We start from the raw sequence: 21,623 nt of genomic DNA, 5'->3' as shown, positions 1-21,623 counted from the left end.
GGACACGACGACCTGCACGACCCGAGTCGTCACCCGTATATGCCCACCCGGCACGGAGCTCACCCGCGGCGTGAGCTCCGGAGGTTCCGGGAACGACATCCCGGCCGTGAGGCCCGCCCTCGAGTGTCCGCCCGCCCCACCGTGTGTGCACGGCACCGTGGAAAACGAAAAGTGCTCGGATCAGCCGTCCGCTAATGCTCTGCCGGGGCTCACCGTGCTCACGGCACGAGAGCCCGCGCGGGATCCCGCAGAGCGGTGACTGGAGAGCACGAAGTCAACGAATTCACGCGATGGGAATCTCGAAGTGGACCGTGGAACCGTGCCCGGGATCCCGCCTGGCGTCGTGGACCTCCTTGGCGATGGCGCGCCAGAAGGGCTCGGCACCGTCGATGGCCGGGTTGGTGTGCAGATAGATCGACTCGTAGCCGGGTACGGAGGCGATGAACGAGCAGGCCGACCGAACCAGTTCGGTGGCCAGACCCTGCCTGCGGTGTTCCGGGTCCACGTAGGTGCGGAAGATCTGCGCCGTGGGGCCGGACGGGTAGCGCTCGGCGATCCATGCCGGGTGGGGCGGACTCTTGGGGCCGTCGGCGCGTACCGAGGCGGTGCCCACGACCCGCTCGCCGCGCACGGCGACGAACAGCGCGTGTCCCGGAGTGCGGAAGTAGGTTCCCTCGATGTCGATCACGTCGGCGTGCCACCGCGGCACGTAACCGTGTCCCAGCACCCGGTAGAAGGTGTCCAGCATCAGGGTGCGCGCACCCTCGACGTCGGCGGGTTCCGCGGGGCGAACCACGTACTCCCCCACCACCCGGGTCTCCTCGGTCATCTCGCTCCTTCGGGAGTTCTCGAACGGCTCGAACGAACACGGCAGTCGCCATGCGATGTCTGTTGCACAATAGTTGCATCGAATTCGTTCGTACGGGTGGCCGAACACACCCCGCTGAGCTGGAAAAATTCTCGGATGCCGCGATGTCGTGATCTGCCGCACCTTGACAGGGCATCTACGGACTGTGAACGTCTGACTCCGGAACAACCGAACGACGGCGTCCAGGAAGCCGGTGCGACTCCGGCACGGTCCCGCCACTGTGAGTGGGTAGCCACCACCAACATGCCACTGTCGAGTGAGTCGACGGGAAGGCGGTGGACGGTGAGGAACCACGAGTCAGGAGACTGCCGCCGTCGTGCCGATTCGTACGGGGTCGCGGAGCCCCGGAGGAGGTAACGACGTTGCCGCACCGAGTTGCGAGCACGACACCGTTCGAGCCGTCCCGTCGCGGAAGCCGCGACGCACTCGCGCTGACACCCGACCCACTCGGCGTGCGCGCCTGAACGACCTCTCGCCAACAGTCGCGGCCGACTCCTCCGATTCCCCGGAGCGAACCGGGACGCGCGGAGACACCTATGTCTACTGCGGACTTATCTTCTCCGGATCCTCATCGCACCGTGCTGGACGACCTGATCCGGCGCACCCGCACAGCAGCGAACGGGCTCCCCGACGAGAACACCCCACGGCGAACGACCGCCTCGGTGGCGTTCCGCACCGAACAGAGCGCACGGCACAGCGGCAGAAGCACGGGGTACGTGAACTCGGTGCTCAGCATCCGTGTCGGCGAGGTGGTCGGTTCCTGCGCCACCGAGCCCGGCGAACTCCACGCGGGAGCGCTCACCGGGATAGCGGGCAGCAGTGTCGACGAGCTGCTCCGACACCCCGTGACGGCGGTGCGGGTCGCCGCGCTGGACGCGTATCTGACCTGGCTCCGGCCGCACACCTCCCATCCCGCTGCCCGAACCGTGCGTGTCCCGGCCGGCGACTCGCTGCGGAAGTCGACCGCACGGGCCGAGATCGTGGCGAACCTGCTGCCCGAGAGGGCGACCGGTCCGGTGGCGGTGATCGGCGTGGTGAACTCGCTGCTGGCGGCGCTGACCGGACGCGGCTTCGACTACGTCCCCTGTGACCTCAAGGGTGGACACACCGAATGGGGCGACCCCATCCGGACCGAGCACTCCGAGGTGATCAACGAGGCGGGAGCGGTGCTGGCCTCCGGCATGGTGCTCGGCAACGGGACCTTCGACGAGATCGCGGCGCACTGCCGCGACAGCGGCGTACCGCTGGTGGTGTTCGCGCAGACCGGCAGCGCCGTCTTCCGGGAACTGCTCGGCGACGAGGTGGCCGCCCTGTCCGCGGAGCCGTACCCGTTCTTCTGGCTGACCGGCGAGGCCGGTGACATCCACACCTACCCGGCCACGACCCCATCGCGGGCCGACGAGCGCATTGAGACGGACACCGCCCCGCCACCCTCTCGGACGGCGCGTCGCACCGAAGGTGGTGCGGTGTGAACGATCCGCAGCGCGTACCCGGCGACAGGAAGTACCACTCCCTCTCCGAACTGGTCGGCAACACCCCACTGCTGCGCGTCACCACCCCGCTTCCCGATCCGCAGCCGGGGTTCTGGGCGAAGCTCGAAGGACTCTCCCCCGGTGGCATGAAGGCCAGAGCGGCACTGTCCATGGTGACCGGAGCACGCCGCCGCGGCGAGCTCGCCGAGGGCGGCACGATCGTGGAGTCCACCAGCGGAACCCTGGGTATCGGACTGGCCTACGTGGGAATCGCACTCGGCCACCCGGTGATCCTGGTGACCGACCGGGAGATCGACGCGCTGACGCTGGCGCTGCTGCGCGCCTACGGCGCACGGGTCGAGATCGTCGGAGAACCGCACCCGCGAGGCGGTTGGCAACGGGCACGCCGCGACAGGGTGAACGAGCTGCTGGCCGAGCACGCGGGATCCTTCTGGCCGGATCAGTACAACAACCCGGACAACGCCGCGGGCTACGAACCCCTCGGTCGAGAGCTGCTGAACCAGCTCGACCGACTGGACACGGTGGTCTGCAGTGTTGGCACCGGTGGTCACAGCGCCGGTATCGCGTCCGCCATCCGCCCGCACCGGCCGGACGTCCGCATCGTCGGAGTCGACTCCCCCGGTTCCACCCTGTTCGGCGAACCACCGGAGAAACGCCTGATGCGGGGCCTGGGAAGCAGTATCCATCCGGACAACGTCGCCTACGACCGGTTCGACGAGGTGCACTGGGTCGGCCCGGCCGAGGCGGCGCGGACGTGTCGGGAACTGGCCCGGGGAAACTTCGTCAGCGGGGGCTGGAGTACCGGCGCGGTCGCTCTCGTCTCGGCCTGGTACGCGGCCGGGATCGGGCCGGACCGGATCGTGGGCGTCTTCCCGGACGGTCCACACCGCTACTGGGAAACCATCTACGACGACGAGTTCGTCGATCGCAACGGACTGCACACCACGCGGGGAGAGCGGCGTCCGCTCGATCGGGAGGACGAGCGCCACGAGGGGACCGCCCGCTGGAGCAGGTCCCGCCGCGTGGCCGACCCGTGCCCGGGGCGTACCGCCGGAACCGACTGCCCGGTGTGCGGACAGGACGGTGCACTGTCTTGAGCGGAGCCGCTTTCCGCGGGTTGTCACCCGCGGCACGACTGCTGGTCGTCAACCAGTTCGGCATCACCCTCGGCTTCTACATGCTGTTGCCGTTCCTGGCCTCGTACATGAGCGGGCAGCTGGGGTACGGCGCGGCCGTGATCGGGCTGGTGCTGGGAATCCGCAACCTCAGCCAACAGGGCATGTTCCTCGTCGGCGGCACCGCGGCCGACCGGCTGGGATGCAGACCGATGATCATCACGGGCTGCGCGTTGCGCGTGGTGGCCTTCGGCTCGTTCGGGCTGTTCACCTCGCTGCCCGGCCTGATCGTCGCCGCCGTGCTCACCGGGCTCGCCGGTGCGCTGTTCAACCCCGCTGTGCGCACCTACCTCATCCACGAGGCGGGCGAGCACAGGGCGGAGGCGTTCGCGGTGTTCAACGTGTTCGCCCACGCGGGCACCCTGGTCGGACCGCTGCTCGGTGCGGCGCTGCTCAGCGTCGACTTCCGGCTGATCGCCACCTCGGCCTGCGTCGCCTTCGCGGTGCTGACGGTCGCGCAGCTGGCGGTACTGCCACACCGGGACATCGAGCGGCAGGAGAACGGTGTGCTGGGCAGCTGGCGGGAGGTGATCACCAACCGCCGTTTCGTGGCCTTTACGCTGTCGCTGTCGGCTTACTTCGCGCTGTACAACCAGCTGTACCTGACGATGCCGCTGGAGATTCAACGCGTCTCCGGACTGTCCTGGTCGATCGCCGCCGTGTTCGTGGTCTCCACGCTGATCGGGGTGTTCGGGCAGGTGCGGATCACCGACTGGTGCCGCCGCAACTGGGGTGCGGGACGCTCGGTGTCGACCGGGTTGTTCTGCATGGGTGCGTCCTTCCTACCGGTTCTGCTCACGAACCCGTTCATCCCGACGCACTCGGGCGCGGGCGACGACTCCTGGCTCGGGATCGCGCTGGCCTGTCTGCCGGTACTGCTGGGCACGGTGCTGTTCACCGTGGGCATGGCCGTCACCAACCCCTTCGCCATGGAACTGCTGCCCATCGTGGGCAGTGAACGGCTGGCGGGCACGTACTACGGCTTCTACTACCTGGTTGCCAGCGTCGTGGCCGCGGCGGTGAGCTGGCTGGCAGGCAGCCTGCTCGACGGCTTCAGCGGCTCGGCGCTGGGATGGCTGCCCTGGCTGGCGCTGCTCCTGGTGGGGCTCGCCGGCGGCAGCGGCGCCGCGGCGATGCGGCGGCGCGGGCTGCTCGCTCGATCGAGCGAGCCGAATCTATCGGAAGGAAAGGAGACCTCGGCGTGAACGCGGGAGGTATCAGCAGAAGACGGGTGCTGTCGACGACACTGGGCGCCCTGGCACTCGGCCCACTCGCGGCCTGCGGTGCGAACACGGGCGCGAGTTCGAGCGACAACCGGCTGCGGGTGGCGTTCTCCACCTCCGGGGACCGGGAATCACTGGATCCGCACACCAGCACCCTCTTCGTCGACCAGGCCCGATCGAAGGCGCTTTTCGACACCCTGCTCGGTTACGACCAGGACATGAGCCCCATCCCTCGCCTCGCCGAGTCGTGGGAACCCGACGAGACCGGCAAACGGTGGCGGATCCGGTTACGCGAGGCCAGGTTCCACGACAACAAGCCGGTGACCGCCGAGGACGTGCTCTACAGTTACCGACGCATCGCCGATCCCGCCACCGGCTCCCCCGCCCAACCCCAGTTGTCGGGAGTGGATTTCGAATCCAGCAAGGCGAACTCGGACCGCGAACTCGTCCTGGTGCTGTCCGAACCGGACTTCACCTTCCCCACCGCGATGGGCGCCCCCGCCACCGAGATCGTGCCCGCGGGCACCACGGACTTCGGCAAGCCGATCGGCAGCGGCCCCTTCCGGTTCGTCTCGTTCGAGACCGGCGAATCGGCGGTGTTCGAGAAGTTCGCCGACCACTGGAACGGCGCCCCGAAACCGGCCGAACTGGAATTCGTGTCCGTCAACGAGGAGGACGCACGGGTATCGGCACTGCTGTCCGGGCAGGTGCACTACTCGCACGACATCGGCGCCAACTCGGTCTCGACCGTGGACGACGACAGCGGGGCGAGGATCCTGGCCGCGCCGTACAGCACCATGCAGGCGGTGGCGTTCAAGGTGGACAGGCCACCGTTCAACGACAGCCGGGTCCTGCGCGCGGTGCTCTCGGGCGTCGACCGCGAGGCGCTGGTCAAGGTCGTGCTCAACGAGCGCGGCAAGCTCGGCAACGACCTGTTCGGCAAGGGACTCAAGTACTACCCGGATGAGATTCCGCAACGCGAACGCGATGTGGACCACGCCCGGGGCCTGCTGCGCGAGGCCGGGGCGGAAGGGCTCGACTTCGAGCTGAACACCAGCTCCGCCGACCCCTACTTCGAACCGGCCGCGAACCTGATCGCCGAGCAGCTCGGCGAGATCGGTCTGAAGGTCACCCCCCGGGTCGGCCCATCCGAGACCCACTACTCGGACATCAAGAAGAAGGGCGTCGCCGGGCACACCAGGACGGCGACGCTGCCGATCACCAGCTACCTGTCCAAACGACTGCGCGAGGCGTCGGTCAGCGCCAACTACACCGGCTACGACTCGTCCGAGTTCAATAACCGCTACGACGAGGCCGTCGCCACGCCGGACGAGCGGAAGCGCGACGAACTGCTCACCGAGGCACAGCGGCACGCACGCGACCACAGCGGCATGATGGTCTGGGGATTCAGCAACTGGAACGTCGGAGTGTCCAAGCAGGTCAGCGGTCTGCGCGCGGCCACGCCGAACTCGACGCGCTGGGCCAGGTTCGACGAGGCCGAACTGGGTTGACACTCGCGTACGTACCGAGACGGGTGGCGGTCGCGGTACTGCAGATCCTCGGTGTCACCGTGGCGGTCTTCGCGCTGAGCGCGCTGCTGCCCGGCGACACCGCGGTGGTGATCCTGGGCAAGCACGGCACCCCGGAGCAGATCGAGGCGCTGCGGCAGCAGCTGGGCCTGGACGAACCGTTCGTGCGGCGCCTGCTGGCCTGGCTCGGAGGTCTGGCGCACGGGGATCTCGGCACCTCGCTGCTGACCGGCGCGCCGGTCACCGCCGAGCTGGCCGACGGACTGGCCACCACAGCCGTGCTCACCGGTGTCGCACTGGCCGTGATCGTGCCGCTGGCGCTGCTCATCGGAGTCACCACCGGGCTGCGCCAGAGCTCACGGCTGGACAGGACGGTCAACTCCGTCATCGTGGTGCTCGACTCGATACCGGAGTTCGCGCTGGGACTGCTGCTGGTGGCGCTGTTCTCACTGCGGCTGGGCTGGTTGCCCGCCACCGCGGCCGGACTTTCCGGGACCTCGCTGGCGACGCACCCCGCGGTGCTGGTGCTGCCGGTGGTCGTGCTGGTGTGCAAACAACTCTGCGCGCTTGCCCGGCAGATCCGGATCGGGGTGGCCGAGGCCAACACCGCGGAGTACACCAGGCACGTCCGTACGCACGGACTGCGGGAAAGCACCTTGCTGTTCAAGCACGTGCTGCCGAACGCGGCAGGACCATCGGTACAGCAGCTCGCGCGCACCGTGGACGGCCTGCTGGGAGGCGTGGTGGTCGTGGAAGCGCTGTTCGCCCTTCCCGGACTGGGTTCGGGTTTCGTCGACGCGGTGATGGCTCGCGACCTGCCCACGGTCCAGGGCTACGCGCTGGTGTTCGCGGGCACGACGGTGACGGTCAACCTGCTCGCCGACATCGCCGCGTACCGGCTTGTACCGCGACACCGGAGTGCGTCTTGAACCGATCACGAGACCGTTTCCCGATCACACCGGTCGGCTGGATCCTGCTGCTGGTGCCGGTGCTGACGGCGTTCCTCGGACCGCTGGTGGCCGGTTCGACGCGCTCGGAGGGTGGTTCGCTCTCACCTCCCGGCCCCGGACATCCGCTGGGCACCGACGAACTCGGGCGCGACGTGCTGGCGCTGGCGCTCAGCGGCGGCACCTCCATCGTGACCATGGCCGCGGCCGCGCTGCTGCTGTCCTACCTGATCGGGGTTCCGATCGCGCTGGTAATCGCCGGGGGACGACGGCGGTGGGCGGACCGACTGGTGCTGCGGCTGCTGGACTTCCTGCTGGCACTGCCCGGACTGCTGGTGCTGCTTGTGCTGGCGGCGACAGGCTGGCGGGGCACCACGACACTGGTACTCGCGATAGCCACGCTGCAGCTGCCCGCCGTGGTCCGGATAGCGCGCACCGCCGCGCTGCGTCCCGGGACCAGCACCGCGGTGGAGTCGATGCTCATGCAGGGCGAGGGGTGTGCCCGGATCAGGCTGGGCTATCTCGGCCGCTCGGTGGTCGGGCCGGTGCTGGTGGACGCGGCGTCCCGGCTCAACCTGGTGCTGTACCTGATGGCCTCGGCGAACTTCCTGGGGCTCGGGCTGGCCTCGTCGGCCACCGACTGGGCGGTGTTGATCGAACTGAACCGGGACGCGCTGTTCATCCAGCCGTGGGCGGTGACCGTCCCCGCACTGCTGCTGGTGTCGCTGTGTACGGGGGTCAATCTCGTGGTGGACCGGAGTCTGTCGAACCGACGGACGGTACGACGTTGAACCGATCACTTCTCGAAATCACCGGCCTGGCTGCGAACGCGGCGGGAACCCGCCTGCTCGACGACGTGACGCTGGGCGTGAATCCCGGGGAAACGCTGTGCGTGCTCGGGGAATCCGGCAGTGGCAAGACGACACTGGGGCTGGCCGCCCAGGGCGAGCACGGCAGCGGTGTGGAGCTGTCCGGCAACGTACGGCTACGCGGGCTGGATCTGCTCTCGCTGCGTGAACGGCAACGGCGAGCCGCCCGCTCCCGGAAAATCGGCTACCTGCCCCAGCACCCGGCCGCGGTGCTCAATCCGGCGCGGCGGATCGGCAGCGTGCTCGGTGAACTGGCCCCACCGAGCCACCGGCCCCGCGAGCGACGCCGCGATGCGGTTCGCCGGGCGCTCGAATCGGCGCACCTGCCCCCGGACGAGCGCCTGCTGCGACGGTTTCCGCACCAGCTCTCCGGGGGACAGCAACAGCGCGTGGCCCTGGCCCACGCGCTGATCATCGAACCCGAACTGTTGATACTGGACGAACCCACCAGTGGCCTGGACACGGTGACCCGGGCCGAAACCGTCGACACGCTGCGCGAGCTCACCGGCACGGGGACCGGGGTACTGCTGCTGACGCACGACCTCGGGTTGGCGCGGGAACTGGCGGACGGGGTGATGGTGCTGCGCGACGGGGAGGTCGTGGAGCGGGGAGTCACCGGAAGGGTGCTGCGCGAGCCGGCGCACGAGTACACGGGTGCGCTGCTCGCCGCCGAACCACGGCTCCCGGTGTCCGGACGCGGAATCACCGAACCGGATCCGTCGCCCTCGGTGGGTGGTCTGCGGGCGGACGGTCTCCGCAGTACGAGTCCCACCGGTGTCCCGCTGCTGCACGAGGCCGAACTGGCCGTTCCCCCGGGACACCGCGTTGCCGTCGTGGGACGTTCCGGGGCGGGCAAGACCACGCTGGCACGCTGTCTCGCCGGGCTCACCCCGGCCGATTCCGGTCGGATCGAGCTCGACGGCGCCGTACTGGACAACGACATCCACCTACGGAGCAGACGGCAGCGCGGCGCGGTGCAGTACGTACACCAGGACGCCAGGGCCTCGTTCGACGAGTTCCGCACCGTCGGAAGGCAACTGGCCCGCACCGTCCGGCTGAACCGGGGTGGCACCCGACGGTCGGCGCGGGAGGAGAGCGCACGTGCGCTCCGCTCCGTGGGGTTGGACGAGGCCACGCACGAGCGGCGTCCGGCCGAGCTGTCGGGAGGCCAGCTGCAACGCGCGGCCCTGGCCCGGGCGTTGCTGGCCGAACCGGCCGTGCTGATCTGCGACGAGATCACGGCCGCGCAGGACGTGGTCAACCAGTCCGAACTGCTCGGGCTGCTGCGCGAGATCACCGAACGTTCCGCGATCGGACTCGTGCTGATCAGTCACGACCTGGCGGCGGTGGCACCGTTGGCCGACGAGGTGCTGGTGATGGCGGAGGGGCGCTGCGTGGAACGGGCTCCTACCGGGAGGTTGCTGGGATCGCCCCGGTCGACCGTGGCAACCCGTCTCGTCACCGCCGCGCGGCGGTAGCACCCGCCCGGCGCGGTCGGCGGCGATTTCGCGGGAAATCGACGCCACCGACGCTGCGCACCGGCACCACCGAACCCCACGCACGCGGCCCGACCACCCGCGGGTTCTCTCGTGCGGCTCTCGCGAGGACGGCCCCGACGTTGTATCGCTACCCGATGTCGGGGCACCCGCAGCGAGAGCCGCACGAGAGGTTCCGCCACCCGGCCACCTCGACGAACCGAGCGGCGAACCCCTACTCGGTGGAGGTCCATTCGAAGTGGACGCGGTGCGGGAAGTGGTCGGACAGCGGTTCGCCGGATTCGTCCAGGAACGCGGTGTGCTCGTTGCCGTAGTCGACCGCCGTGAGGTCGAGACCACCCCCGTCGCGGTACAGGATCTTGTCCACCACCTCGCAGGAGTCGCTCGGCGCGTCGGGATCGCACTCCAGCGGAGCGGCACCGGCGGCGGGACGGCTCCCGCCCCGTTCGAGCCGCACCCAGGCGTCGGTGAGCCCGTTGTCGTCCACCAGTTGGCGAATGTTGTCACCCTCCCTGGTGTAGCGGGTGTTGGTGTCGCCCATGACGATCACGGCCCTGTCCCGCGAGTTCCGCCGGATGTACTCGGAGAGCTGTGCCAGGTTGGACCGACGGGCCGCGAGATCGCCGGAGTCGGTTCCCGCGTTGGCGTGCACGTTGTACAGGTCGAACCCGGTTCCCGCGGCGAGCTCGATCCGGGCGTGGCTGAAGCCTTTCGGCGTCAGGCAGTCGGTTCCGTAGCACTCGTCCCAGGTGATCCGTCGAAAGTCGGCGATCGGATCGCGGGAGAGCGTGTTGAGCCCGTCGCCGAAGACGGCGGGACCACTGGTCTCGGTGCGATGCCGGTGGTCGTCGGCGGCGTACAGCTCGTCGTGGTAGTTGAAGTCCTCCTGAACGTTGACCAGGTCGTAGTGCGGCAGCCGCTCGCTGATCAACGGTGTGTTGGTCGCCGGGTCGCTGCCGGAGACAAAATCGGGCAGTCCGGCCACGTTGTAGGTCAGTGCGGAGAAGCTCCCGTCGGTTCGGGGCTGTTCGGCCGCGTGCGCGACCCCGGGGCCGGTGGCCAGCGGCGCGGCCAACGCGAGCGAACAGAGGGCTGCGACCGAGCAGAGGGCGCTGCGTCGAGGCATGTCGTTACTCCGAATGAGACTGCGATCACCAAACGAATACGAAAACAACTCGCATTGAAGGTACGGTCGGGCGCCCGGCACCTCAACCCGCGACAGGAGCACCCGGAAACGGCCTTCGGAAGTATGCTCTGTGCCATGCCGAGCGAATCGCCCGACTTGCGCGCGTCAGACGACGACAGGGAACAGATCGCGACCCTGCTGCGACAGGCACAGCAGGAAGGTCGGTTGACGCTGAACGAGTTCGACGAGCGGATCGCCGAAGCGTACCGCGCGCGAACCTACAGCGAGCTGGCACCGCTGATCAGCGATCTGCCCGACGAGACCGGCAAAGCGGCGGGGACCGGCACGTCCTCCCGTGGCTCGACCTCGGACTCGACTCCGGGCAGGACGGCGGTGGGGATCATGAGCTACACCGAGCGCGCCGGACACTGGCGCGTGCCGCCGCGTTTCGCCACGTTCGCCTTCTGGGGCGGTGGCAGCATCGACCTCCGGGAAGCCTACCTCGACGCGGACGAGGTCGAGATCCGCTGCTACGCGATCATGGGCGGAATCGAGGTCATCGTGCCCCCGGGCACCAGGATCGAGGACCGGTGCGCCGCGATCATGGGCGGTGTGGAGCGAGAGGTGCGCGGCGCGGCCTCGCAGAGCGAGATCAAGGTACTCATAACTGGTTTCGCGTTCTGTGGCGGAGTGAGCATCTACAGCAAAGAGCCCGGTGAGCGGGCCGACTGAGTGAGCGGTGCGGATTCAACCGGCCGTCCCGACCGGGGTGAGATCGTCCCCTGCCGGATGCACCGCCCGGGCTTCGGCCAACCGCCGTCGAGCCGTCACCGTGTCGGCGGTGAGCACAGTGGTCAGCGATCCCCCACCCGCCAACGGCTGCAGTGCCCAGTCCACCTCCGAACGCGGCTCGGGATCCCGGCCCCAGACCACGACCTCGTTGGCCAGCACCCGGGCACCTCCGAGATGGGCGTGACTGGCACGCAACCGCTGCCGCCCGGCCTCGAAGGTGTGTCGCAACAGCGGCCTGCCCGCGCGCTCCAGGCTCGTAGTGGTCACCAATCCGCCCGGTTCCTCCCCGGTGCGCCCCAGCACCAACGTCTCCCGGAAGCAGGCCCGCGCCGAGTCGGCCAGTCGCACCGAGAGGTCGGCACGGTGTTCGGCGCGGGAGGTCACCACCGTGGGCTCGGGCAGGTACTCGACGGTGCCGCCCTCCTCGACGTCGATGCTGATCGAACCGCGGCTGCCACCGGGGCCGTGCCCCGGCAACGCCAGGGAAGCCGCGATACCGCGCAACAGCAGCCGAGCACCGGCACCGACCCGGACCCGCAGCGTGAGATCGTCCCCGCCCAACGGCGAGGTGGCCGAGCCCACCAGGTGCACGACCGCCCCTCCCGTCGAGGGAGTGCGACGACGGCGCGGCACCAGGGTCAGCGGTGCCATCGAACGCAACCGCCGCACCACCGAGTTGCCCGCACCGTCGAGTTCGACGGTCAACGAAGCGGCCGACTTCATTCCGCGCTCGGCCCCACGGCGGCTCGGTGCTCCGCGAGCTGCCGCCTCACCCAGTCGGCAGCCGCCGAGGCTGCCGGATCCTCGGTCAGCGACTGCGCGAGCACGGCCAGCTCACCACGCATCCGGTGGGCGTCGGCGAGCATGACCGCCATGTCCGCACCCACCCGTTCGGCCAGATCCACCTTGTTGACGACCAGCAGGTCAGCCGTGGTGACACCCGGCCCGCCCTTGCGGGGTACCTTGTCACCGCCTGCTACGTCGACCACGAAGACCTGCACGTCCGCCAACCCGCGGCTGAACACCGCGGTGAGGTTGTCGCCGCCGCTCTCGACGAGCACGAGATCCAGCGAGGCGTAACGCTGCTGCAGCCGCTCCACCGCGTCCAGGTTCGCGGTGATGTCGTCCCTGATGGCGGTGTGCGGGCAGGCACCGGTCTGCACCGCCTCGATCCGACCGGGATCCAGCACTCCCGCCTGCCGCAGGAAGTCCGCGTCCTCGGTGGTGTAGATGTCGTTGGTGACCACCGCGAGTTCGAGTTCGGCCCCGAGAGTGCGGCACAGCGCCGCGGTCAACGCGGTCTTGCCGCTGCCGACCGGACCTCCGATGCCGATCCGCACCGGCCTGCTGCCCGAGGCCGTGGGCGCGAACGGATCGGGGCCCGCGGCGGTCGGGTCGAAATCGACCGGATGGCGATGGCCGTCCTGGCCGTGTACGTGGTGCTGGTGTTCAGCTTGCAAAGAGCCGTACCTCTTCCCGGTGGTGTCGTTGGTGTTGTTCGGCGAGCAGATCGAGTGCCGGGGAACTGGTACCGGGCAGGCTCTCGGGCCGGTGGCCCGCCGTCCGTGCCGCTTCCGCCGCGATGCGCTCGGTATCGGCCCGCAACGCGGTGACCGCCGCGTTGGCCGCGAACGGGTCCAACCCCAGCAGCCGAACCGCGGCGGACGCCGGACCGCTGACCGACAGATAGGCCACCACGGAAGCGGCATCGGCCGGTGAACCGGACGCGCCCGCCCCCAGCAGCACACCGACCACGATCGGATGATGTGGACTGCCCGTTGTGGCGAGCAGCTCGTCGAGGGCGCGCGAGGGCCACGCCGCCCGACCCGCGCGAAGCGTGCCCCGGCCCTGCGCACGGCTCGCCGCGCGCTGGGCGGGCGACGGTGTTCTCGCGTCGAGTTCGGCGTCCAACAGCGACCAGTGGTCCGGACGCACTCCCCTGGCGGCGGCGTGTGCGGCGGCAGCGGCGAAGGCCGCCGCCTGCGCACCGGCTCCGTGCAGCCTCCCGTGGAGGAACTCGGCCAACTGCTCCGGCCCGGACACGTTGCCGCGGTGCACCGCCTCCTCCAGACCACCGGAGTGCGCGTGACCACCGCCGGGGAACCGTGAGTCGGCGAGCGCGAGCGTCGCGAGTGAAACTGTGGACATCGCGGGTGTCATCAGAACAGGAAGTAGCGCTGCGCCATGGGAACCTCGGATACCGGCTGGGGCTCGACGAGTTCACCGTCCACCCGCACCGCGAAACTGTCCGGATCGATCCGCACGTCAGGGGTGGCCTCGTTGTGCCGCATGTCCCGCTTCGTCACAGCACGCGTGTCGGAGGTCCCGACGAGCTCTCGACGCAGCCCCAACCGTTCCGCCAGCCCCGTCCCGAGCGTCTCGGGGGCCACGAATGACACCGATCCCGCTGCCGCCGCGCGCGGTTCGGCACCGAACATCGGGCGGGACAGCACCGGCTGCGGTGTGGGGATGGAGGCGTTGGCGTCGCCCATCGCGGCCCGCACCGCGAATCCACTCTTGAACACCGCGTGCGGTCGGACTCCGAAGAACTTCGGCTCCCACAGCACGATGTCGGCGAGCTTGCCCACCTCGACGGATCCGACGGAGCCGTCGATGCCGTGCGCGATCGCCGGGTTGACGGTGTACTTGGCGATGTAGCGGCGGGCGCGTCGGTTGTCCGCGGCGTCGTCGCCCGGCAGCGCTCCCCTGCCGCGTTTCATGACGTGCGCCGTCTGCCAAGTGCGGGTTACCACCTCGCCGATCCGGCCCATGGCCTGCGCGTCCGAACCGATCATGGAGATCGCGCCGAGGTCGTGCAGCACGTCCTCGGCCGCGATGGTGGTCGGGCGGATGCGGCTCTCCGCGAAGGCCAGGTCTTCCGGGACCGAGGGGTTCAGGTGGTGGCAGACCATCAACATGTCCAGGTGCTCGTCGATGGTGTTGACCGTGTGCGGCCTGGTCGGATTGGTCGAGGAGGGCAGCACGTGGGAGTGGCCCGCCACCTTGATGATGTCCGGCGCGTGCCCGCCGCCGGCTCCCTCCGCGTGGTAGGCGTTGATCGACCTGCCCGCCACGGAATCCAGAGTGGACTCCAGAAAGCCCGCCTCGTTGAGCGTGTCGGTGTGGATCGCGACCTGGACACCACTGCGGTCGGCGGCGCGCAGCGCGGCGTCGATGGCCGAGGGAGTCGCGCCCCAGTCCTCGTGCAGCTTGAGCCCCCCGGCACCGCCACGCAACTGCTCGGTCAGCGCCTCCTGGCTCGCGGTGTTCCCCTTGCCCAGCAGCAGGGTGTTCACCGGCGCTGTCTCCAGCGCGAGCAGCATCCGGGAGAGGTTCCACTCGCCGGGCGTGACCGTGGTGGCCTTGGACCCCTCGGCCGGGCCGGTGCCACCTCCGATGAGGGTGGTGACGCCGGAAGCCAGCGCGGCCTCGATCTCCTGCGGGCAGATGAAGTGCACGTGGCAGTCGATGGCGCCGGCGGTGAGAATCCTGCCGTTGCCCGCGACGATCTCGGTCGCCGGGCCGATCACCATCGCGGGATCGACCCCGTCGGCGGTGTCCGGGTTTCCCGCCTTGCCGATGCCGACGATCCGCCCGTCACGCACGGCCACGTCGGCTTTGACCACACCCCAGTGGTCGAGGATCACCGCTCCGGTGATGACCAGGTCCGGTGCCCCTTCGGCCCTGGTGGCGGTCGACTGCCCCATGGACTCGCGCACGACCTTGCCACCGCCGAACACGGCCTCCTCGCCGGATCCGTGCGGACCGGTGGCCAAGTCCTCGGTGACCTCCACGAGCAGGTCGGTGTCGGCGAGCCGGATCCGGTCACCGGTGGTGGGCCCGAACAGTTCCAGATAGCGCTCCCGGTCGATCTCCTTGGGATCGCTGTGGTCAGTCATGCGGGTCCTTTCCGGATCGCTCCGGATCCTCGGGCTCGGAGCCGCCGTTTCGGAAACGGCCGGGATCGAGAGGGATGGGATCGAGGCGGGCGGCATCGAAAGACGCGGAGTCGAGGGAGCCCGCGAACTCGGTACGAAGCCCCGGCACGGTGCGCGCACCACCGATCGGGACCAGCTCGACCTCACGTTCGATCCCCGGTTCGAAACGCACCGCGGTGCCCGCGGCGATGTCCAGCCGCTGCCCCCATGCGGCGTCCCGGTCGAACTCGAGCCCCGGGTTGGCCACGGCGAAGTGGTAGTGCGAACCGACCTGCACCGGCCGGTCGGCAAGGTTGCGGACGGTCAGCCGCACCCGAGGCCGTCCCGGATTGAGAGGCACGGGCTCGGCGGCGGGAATGATCTCTCCGGGATACACACGAACTCCTGCTGGATCGGCGAGTGCCCTACTGGATCGGCGAGTGCACCGTGACGAGCTTGGTCCCGTCCGGGAACGTGGCCTCCACCTGGACGTCGTCGATCATCTCGGCCACACCCTCCATGACCTGCTCCCTGGTCAACACGTGTCGGCCACTGGACATCAGTTCGGAGACGCTGCGCCCCTCACGCGCTCCCTCGGCCACGTGATCGGTGATCAACGCGATCGCCTCGGGATGGTTCATCCGCAGCCCGCGTTCCAACCTGCTGCGGGCGAGCTGGGCCGCGACGTAGACGAGCAGCTTGTCACGTTCCTGCGGTGCCAGGTGCATGGCACGTTTTTAGCATTGCGAATGACTTTCCGCATCAGCGCCACCACGGAATTCATCACGACGAAACAGAACTACTCACAACGTTCATCTGCCGAAGGAAGCGGTAAAACACCGAGTCACCCCGCCTCGCCACGTTCGATCGACCGGCCGATGAGCCGAGGAACGAGGAATTTCGTCACGAATCGGTGATTTCGAGCATCCCACCAGGCGCACGGGCCTCTCCCGCGATGTCCACCGGAGCCACGGGAACGGGTCGCGCGGTGGGCAACCAGTCGCGCGCCGTGCGCCAGGCCCAGTCGATCAGCGCGGCCGAGTGGCGGAACGAGTAGGGCGAAAGCCGCTCCACCTTCGGCGAGGGCAGCACGTAGAGTTCGCAGTGCGCCGCGTTGAGCTGCATGTCCAGTGTCGAGGCCGCGAACATGGCCGCGCTCAGCGCGGCACCGTTGATACCGCTGATCGACCCGGCAGGTCGCCTCGGTGGCGGCAGTACCCCGAACCGCGCCTCGTCCGACTCCAGGGAACGGGTTCCGCTGCAGGGCAGCACGTACACGCGTTCCGCGCCCCGCGCCACCGCACGGCTGATCGGCATGAACGCCGCCGGACCACCGTCGATGAGCGAACGTCCCGCCACCTCGACGGGCGGGAACACGCCGGGAATGGCGCACGAGGCCACCAGTGCGGGCAACGCAGGGCCGCTTTCCAGGAACACCGCCTCACTGGTGTCCACATCGGTCGTGGTGACCGTGAGCGGCAACCGCGCCTCCTCCAACGTCCGAAAGGGCAGGGTTCGGCGCAACCACGTCGCCAGACCGCGATTGCTCATCAGGTGGTTCGACATCCCCAGCTTGCCCGCCAGGATGCGCAGCGGGTCGACGGGAAACACGTCGCGGCGCCGCATCCCCGTCCACAGTTCCCTAAGCCGCTCGGCCCCGCGCGAGGTCGGGTCCGCTGCCAGCCAGGCCGAGTTCAGCGCCCCGGCCGAGGTGCCGACCAGCATGTCGGGGGTGATACCGCCCTCGAACAGTGCGCTGATCAGACCTGCCTGCACCGCGCCGAACGTGGACCCTCCCGGCAGCACCCACGCGGTGGTTCTCGTCGTTTCCCTCCCGATAGTCACGACCCCAAGATATCCGCGGTACGCCGCGATCGCCGGGAACCGGAGCGGCGGATCACATCGCGACGTTCGGCCTAGAGTTCCTCGGCTGCACCCGAGCGCGCGAGCACCAACTCCCCCGAACGCACCCTACTCTTTTTGGGAGCGCTCCCATAGCATACTCCCCAGCCACGGCGACAGCGGCGTTGCTCCACGCCCCGACCCGGACCCCGGGGGAGCCGTGGCGAGCGGCCATTTCCCGCTGGATCGACCGGCAAACGGAACCGATCAAGCAACCGCACCCCGACAGGGAGAGCGAAATGCGACGAAGAACCGGCACGATACTCCTGTCACTGGTCCTGAGCACGGTAACCCTGGGCGCACCGGCCGTGGCGGAATCCCCCACCGGAACCACCGGGGCCACCACCGCCCGAGCTCAGCGACCGGCGCTGACGGACCTGGACGTCACGGCCACGCGGGTGGACACGGAGCGACTGCGACGTCCCACCGACATCACGTCCGCTTCGGACGGCACCGGCCGAATGCTCATAGCCGAGAAACCGGGCACGGTACGCGCCTACGACCCCGCGAGCGGCACGATGGAGCAACCGGTACTCGACATAACGAACCGGGTGGAGAACGCGGGCAACGAGCAGGGGTTGCTCGGTATAGTTCCCTCCCCCGAGGACACCGGGAACAACACCCTCTACGCCGCCTACACCCGGTCCTCCGACGCCGCCGTGACCCTGTCACGGTTCTCGCTGGCGGCGGACGACCCGGCCGCCTCCGAGGAAGTCCTGCTCAGCCAACCACACGCCGAGCACACCAACCACAACGGTGGCGACATCGCCTTCGGTCCGGACGGGTTTCTCTACATGGGAATCGGCGACGGCGGAGGCGCGGGGGACCCGCTGCGCAGCGGACAGGACCTCGGCACGCTGTTGGGCAAGGTGCTGCGGATCGACGTCAGCAGGAAGTGCGGTGATCTGCCGTACTGCGTACCGCCGGACAACCCTTACGCGCACACTCCCGGAGCGCGTGACGAGATCTGGAGTTACGGACTGCGCAATCCGTGGCGGATCTCCTTCGACCCGGAGGGCAGATCGCTGTGGATCGCCGATGTCGGGCAGGGTTCCCTCGAGGAGGTGAACCGGATCCCGCAAGGAGTGCGCGATCAGAACTTCGGCTGGTCCTGCATGGAGGGGACGGAGCAATTCGCCCCGGACCGGTGCGACCCGTCCGCCGACTACGTGGAGCCGGTGTTCACCTACCAGACCTCGGTGGAGGGTTGCGCCGTGATCGGCGGACGGGTCTACCGGGGAGAGCGGTACTCGGACGTCGCGGACGGCACCTACCTGGCGGCGGACTACTGCTCGGCCAACGTGTGGGGCATCCGCAGCGACGACGGCGGACACACCTATCAGAGCGCCAAGCTCGGGAAACTGCCCATCCAGGTCACCGCCTTCGGAGCGGACAGCTCCGGCGAGCTGTACGTGGTCAACGACCTGCCCGGCATGCTGTACCGGCTGTCCTTCTCCACGGACTCCTGATACTCCGACGCGGCTCGTGAGCGCGACGAACCGGCCGGGTGGAACCCTTCCACCCGGCCGGTTCCGTCACTCATCGGAGTGAACGCTCATCACGAGAAGCGCTGCGCGGCCCTACCTCACCCGCATCACCGCTGTCTCGGCGTGGATTTCCCACGAAATCGCCGCGCCGCTTGGGCAACGCACCCCCTGAGACCGCCCGCGAAATTGCCGGGCCGATGGAGCGGTGCGGCCCCAGCTGTCGTTGATTTCTCGCGAAATCATCGCGCCCTCGACGCAGGGCGATCCCCCACCATCTTCACGGTCGGCACCGCCGCGGGTTCTCCGGTGCGGCTCTCGCGAGGAAGGCCCGACGTTGTGTAGGTCCCTACCCGATGTCGGGCCTCCCGGAGCGAGAGCCGTGCCAGAGGTTCCGCCGAGCGCACCGCCACGCAAACCGACCGACGCACCTAGTTCGAGGGGTCGGCGTAGATAACGCCTCGTCCGTTGGTGCCGAGGTAGACCCGCCCGTAGACATCGGGATCACCGGTGATGGCGTCGCCGATGTTGCCGTACTGATGCTGGTCGTCGTTGATGCGAGTCCAGCTCTGTCCGGCGTCGTCGGAACGGAAGACACCGGTCACTCCATCGATCGTGGCGATCGAGTACATGGCGGGATAGTCGCTTCCCGGCGCGGACTTGCCGAATCCGATGTTGTCGGAACCGGCCACTCCGGAGATCCTGCTGAAGGACTCTCCCGAGTCGGTCGAGTGCCAGAGTCCGCCTTCGCCGGTCAGCCAGATCTCGCCTGCGCGTCCGGGAACGGCCTTGAAGTAACCGCTGCCGGTCGGGAGCTCGGAAGCGGACGAAGCCGTGAAGGTGGCCCCGCCGTCTGTGCTGACGTAGAAGGTTCCCTGGTGGAAACCGTAGAACTTGTCCGGGTCGACGCGGTCGGACTCCACGCGCGCACCATCGGGAATACCGCTGGCGGACTGCCAGCTCGCGCCCTGGTCGGTCGTGTAGTGCACCCCGGTACCTTCCGGACTCCATACGAAGCCGCTGCCGTCCGCGGCGGCCGCGACGGTGCCGCCGCCCGTGACACCGGAGGGTTCGGTGTTCTGGAACCAGCTCTTCCCACCGTCGTCGGAGAACGCCACCCGGCTGTCATCGGGCCTGCTCGACTTGTCGAACTCACCCACCCGGACGATCGTGTCGGGCGAGGTGCCCGCGTAGTCCATGCTCGTGGTACTGGTGAAGACGGGATTCTCGTAAATCGTGTCCGGGATCTCGTCCAGCCGCTCGTGCCGGAAACCACCGAGGTCACCGAGGGCGGACAGCACCGGAGCGCCGCCCGGTGGGCTGATCAGGTCGAACACCGCGGTCTCCTCCAGTCCCGCCACCCGCGGTTCGATAGTGATCTTGTTTCCCTTGTCCCACTCGGTGAGGTTGTCGGTCCCGTAGATCGTGGCGCCGGTGCCGTAGAGCATCCGATCGGAGTCGAACGGGTCTATCTCCACCGATTCGGTCATCCAACCGAGCTTCGGCGAGGTCTCCGGCGGGGCGGGTTGCTCGGTTCCGAAGGTCAGCCAGGGAACCGAGGAGATGTCCATCTCGTAGTTCAGTTCCCGGTTCGGATAGGCGCCCCAGTCCCAGATGCGGCTCCAGTTCTGGCCGCCGTCGGTACTGCGGAAGAGGATCACGTCCGGATACCACGAGACCTGGGTGGCGACCATGAGCGTGTCCGGGTTCTGCCGGTCGATGGTCAGCCCGCTGTAGCCGTAGTAGTTGTCGGAGCTGGTCGACGGCACCGGGCTTACCCGGGTCCACGCACCGGTTTCGGTGTCGAGTTTCCACACGTCGCCCGAGCTGCCGTCGTACGGGCCGCCCGTGTCGCTGGTGGCCATGTAGAGGTAGCCGTTCCGGCTGTCGATCACTGCCTTGTGGGCGAGGTGACCGGTCGGCTGGTTCGGAACACGTTCCCAGGTGGCTCCGGCGTCGGTGCTGCGGTAGATCGTGTTCTGCTTGTCGGCCACCCCGACGTAGATGTCGTTGGTGGGGGAACCGCCGGATCCGCTGCCGCGGTCGAAGGCGACCCAGCTGACCCCCTGGTTGTCCGAGTACAGTCCGGTGGTGTCGCTCGGGTCGGCGACGTAGTTGCCGGGATTCGGGAAGTTCCCCACCTCGGACCAGGTCTTGCCGTGGTCGGTGCTGCGCCACAGACCGTTTCCGCTGGGGGTGCCCAGGTAGAGCACGCTGTTGTCGTTGGGATCGATCGCCAGCCGTTCTCCCATGCCGCGGCCGGGCATGTTCCCGCCGAGTTTGAACGGCAGTTCGGTGACCTTCCAGCTCTCGCCACGGTCCTTCGAGCGCAGGATGGCGCCGTTGTTGGGGTCCCAGCTGTTGGTGTACATGCCGACGGCGGCGTAGACGCGGTCCGGGTTCACCGGGTCGGTCGCCAGGCTCGCCACACCGTTGTAACCCCAGTTGTCCTGACCCACCCAGTCCAGCAGGGGTACCCAGCGACCGTCGGTACCGGAGTCACGTCGGTAGGCACCACCGATGTCGGTTCTCGCGTAGACCAGTCCCGGCTCGGTCCGGTTGAACACGATCCCCGGGACGAATCCGCCACCGCCGATCTGTGCGTTGCGCCAGTCGTACTGTTCACTGTGGGCCGCGGGCTCGGCCTCCGCCGAGGATGCCGTGCTCGCCGGGCTCGTGAGCGGCACGGCAGCCAACAGCGTGGCCGCCAGCAGTACGGGTAACCGTCGCCACATGAGCTACCTCCGAAGTTTTGGGAGCGCTCCCAGAATCGAAGCGCTTCACATCGCTGTCAACGAGGCG

Annotated in this window: 19 protein-coding genes and 1 riboswitch; of the genes, 9 read left to right on the top strand and 10 right to left on the bottom strand. The window is 68.7% G+C overall.

What is annotated here, in order from left to right; all coding sequences use genetic code 11:
• Positions 1 to 283: 283 nt before the first annotated feature.
• Positions 284 to 829, bottom strand: coding sequence for a GNAT family N-acetyltransferase (locus J2S53_RS21535; protein ID WP_456242521.1), 546 nt, complete (start codon positions 827 to 829; stop codon positions 284 to 286).
• A gap of 198 nt (positions 830 to 1,027) precedes the next feature.
• Positions 1,028 to 1,198, top strand: a riboswitch (cobalamin riboswitch).
• Between the two features lie 206 nt (positions 1,199 to 1,404).
• On the opposite strand from J2S53_RS21535, the gene J2S53_RS21530 reads away from it, so the two are divergent.
• From J2S53_RS21530 to J2S53_RS21500, 7 genes are read left to right on the top strand one after another with little or no spacing between them, the layout of a single operon-like run.
• Positions 1,405 to 2,340: a hypothetical protein gene (locus J2S53_RS21530; protein WP_456242520.1), complete on the top strand. Its 936-nt coding sequence runs from the start codon at positions 1,405 to 1,407 to the stop codon at positions 2,338 to 2,340.
• The gene (locus tag J2S53_RS21525; RefSeq protein ID WP_456242519.1) at positions 2,337 to 3,458 is read left to right on the top strand and encodes a PLP-dependent cysteine synthase family protein; all 1,122 of its coding nucleotides are present in this window, start codon (positions 2,337 to 2,339) and stop codon (positions 3,456 to 3,458) included. The genes J2S53_RS21530 and J2S53_RS21525 overlap by 4 nt, the downstream gene beginning before the upstream one ends.
• A complete protein-coding gene (locus tag J2S53_RS21520) occupies positions 3,455 to 4,741 on the top strand; it encodes an MFS transporter (protein WP_456242518.1) in 1,287 nt (428 codons plus the stop codon). The genes J2S53_RS21525 and J2S53_RS21520 overlap by 4 nt, the downstream gene beginning before the upstream one ends.
• Positions 4,738 to 6,270: an ABC transporter substrate-binding protein gene (locus J2S53_RS21515; protein WP_456242517.1), complete on the top strand. Its 1,533-nt coding sequence runs from the start codon at positions 4,738 to 4,740 to the stop codon at positions 6,268 to 6,270. The genes J2S53_RS21520 and J2S53_RS21515 overlap by 4 nt, the downstream gene beginning before the upstream one ends.
• The gene (locus J2S53_RS21510; RefSeq protein WP_456242516.1) at positions 6,267 to 7,217 is read left to right on the top strand and encodes an ABC transporter permease; all 951 of its coding nucleotides are present in this window, start codon (positions 6,267 to 6,269) and stop codon (positions 7,215 to 7,217) included. The genes J2S53_RS21515 and J2S53_RS21510 overlap by 4 nt, the downstream gene beginning before the upstream one ends.
• Entirely contained in the window at positions 7,214 to 8,026 is an 813-nt protein-coding gene (locus tag J2S53_RS21505; protein ID WP_456242515.1) for an ABC transporter permease subunit, read from the top strand. Before J2S53_RS21510 ends, J2S53_RS21505 begins: the two co-directional genes overlap by 4 nt.
• On the top strand, positions 8,023 to 9,582 hold the full coding sequence (locus J2S53_RS21500) for an ABC transporter ATP-binding protein (protein WP_456242514.1): 1,560 nt from the start codon (positions 8,023 to 8,025) through the stop codon (positions 9,580 to 9,582). Before J2S53_RS21505 ends, J2S53_RS21500 begins: the two co-directional genes overlap by 4 nt.
• Before the next feature lie 232 nt (positions 9,583 to 9,814).
• Here the strand turns inward: J2S53_RS21500 and J2S53_RS21495 are convergent, their stop codons facing one another.
• Positions 9,815 to 10,726, bottom strand: coding sequence for an endonuclease (locus tag J2S53_RS21495; RefSeq protein WP_456242513.1), 912 nt, complete (start codon positions 10,724 to 10,726; stop codon positions 9,815 to 9,817).
• Between the two features lie 135 nt (positions 10,727 to 10,861).
• Between J2S53_RS21495 and J2S53_RS21490 the strand changes: the two genes are divergently transcribed.
• A complete protein-coding gene (locus J2S53_RS21490) occupies positions 10,862 to 11,458 on the top strand; it encodes a DUF1707 SHOCT-like domain-containing protein (protein WP_456242512.1) in 597 nt (198 codons plus the stop codon).
• Positions 11,459 to 11,473: 15 nt separating this feature from the next.
• Here the strand turns inward: J2S53_RS21490 and J2S53_RS21485 are convergent, their stop codons facing one another.
• The 7 genes from J2S53_RS21485 to J2S53_RS21455 all read right to left on the bottom strand — a co-directional run bounded on the left by J2S53_RS21485 (position 11,474) and on the right by J2S53_RS21455 (position 17,280).
• The gene (locus tag J2S53_RS21485; protein WP_456242511.1) at positions 11,474 to 12,241 is read right to left on the bottom strand and encodes an urease accessory protein UreD; all 768 of its coding nucleotides are present in this window, start codon (positions 12,239 to 12,241) and stop codon (positions 11,474 to 11,476) included.
• Positions 12,238 to 12,978: an urease accessory protein UreG gene (gene ureG, locus J2S53_RS21480; protein WP_456242510.1), complete on the bottom strand. Its 741-nt coding sequence runs from the start codon at positions 12,976 to 12,978 to the stop codon at positions 12,238 to 12,240. Before ureG ends, J2S53_RS21485 begins: the two co-directional genes overlap by 4 nt.
• Positions 12,968 to 13,666 (bottom strand): urease accessory protein UreF, encoded by a 699-nt coding sequence (locus tag J2S53_RS21475; protein WP_456242509.1) that lies wholly within the window; start codon positions 13,664 to 13,666, stop codon positions 12,968 to 12,970. The genes ureG and J2S53_RS21475 overlap by 11 nt, the downstream gene beginning before the upstream one ends.
• Before the next feature lie 11 nt (positions 13,667 to 13,677).
• Positions 13,678 to 15,417 carry an urease subunit alpha gene (locus tag J2S53_RS21470; RefSeq protein WP_456242508.1) on the bottom strand — a complete coding sequence of 580 codons (1,740 nt, stop codon included), beginning with the start codon at positions 15,415 to 15,417 and terminating at the stop codon, positions 13,678 to 13,680.
• Positions 15,410 to 15,832, bottom strand: a complete 423-nt coding sequence (locus tag J2S53_RS21465; RefSeq protein WP_456242507.1) for an urease subunit beta — start codon at positions 15,830 to 15,832, stop codon at positions 15,410 to 15,412. Before J2S53_RS21465 ends, J2S53_RS21470 begins: the two co-directional genes overlap by 8 nt.
• A gap of 28 nt (positions 15,833 to 15,860) precedes the next feature.
• A complete protein-coding gene (locus J2S53_RS21460; RefSeq protein WP_456242506.1) occupies positions 15,861 to 16,163 on the bottom strand; it encodes an urease subunit gamma in 303 nt (100 codons plus the stop codon).
• 175 nt (positions 16,164 to 16,338) lie between these two features.
• Positions 16,339 to 17,280 (bottom strand): patatin-like phospholipase family protein, encoded by a 942-nt coding sequence (locus J2S53_RS21455; RefSeq protein WP_456242505.1) that lies wholly within the window; start codon positions 17,278 to 17,280, stop codon positions 16,339 to 16,341.
• A gap of 296 nt (positions 17,281 to 17,576) precedes the next feature.
• On the opposite strand from J2S53_RS21455, the gene J2S53_RS21450 reads away from it, so the two are divergent.
• On the top strand, positions 17,577 to 18,806 hold the full coding sequence (locus tag J2S53_RS21450) for a PQQ-dependent sugar dehydrogenase (protein WP_456242504.1): 1,230 nt from the start codon (positions 17,577 to 17,579) through the stop codon (positions 18,804 to 18,806).
• Positions 18,807 to 19,252: 446 nt separating this feature from the next.
• Here the strand turns inward: J2S53_RS21450 and J2S53_RS21445 are convergent, their stop codons facing one another.
• Positions 19,253 to 21,556 (bottom strand): xyloglucanase, encoded by a 2,304-nt coding sequence (locus J2S53_RS21445; protein ID WP_456242503.1) that lies wholly within the window; start codon positions 21,554 to 21,556, stop codon positions 19,253 to 19,255.
• Between the last annotated feature and the right edge of the window lie 67 nt (positions 21,557 to 21,623).

The sequence above is a fragment of the Actinopolyspora lacussalsi genome, from assembly GCA_030803735.1.
GTDB lineage: Bacteria > Actinomycetota > Actinomycetes > Mycobacteriales > Pseudonocardiaceae > Actinopolyspora > Actinopolyspora lacussalsi.
The sequence above is the reverse complement of the archived record's forward strand: the minus strand, read 5'-3'. Positions and strand labels throughout refer to the sequence as shown.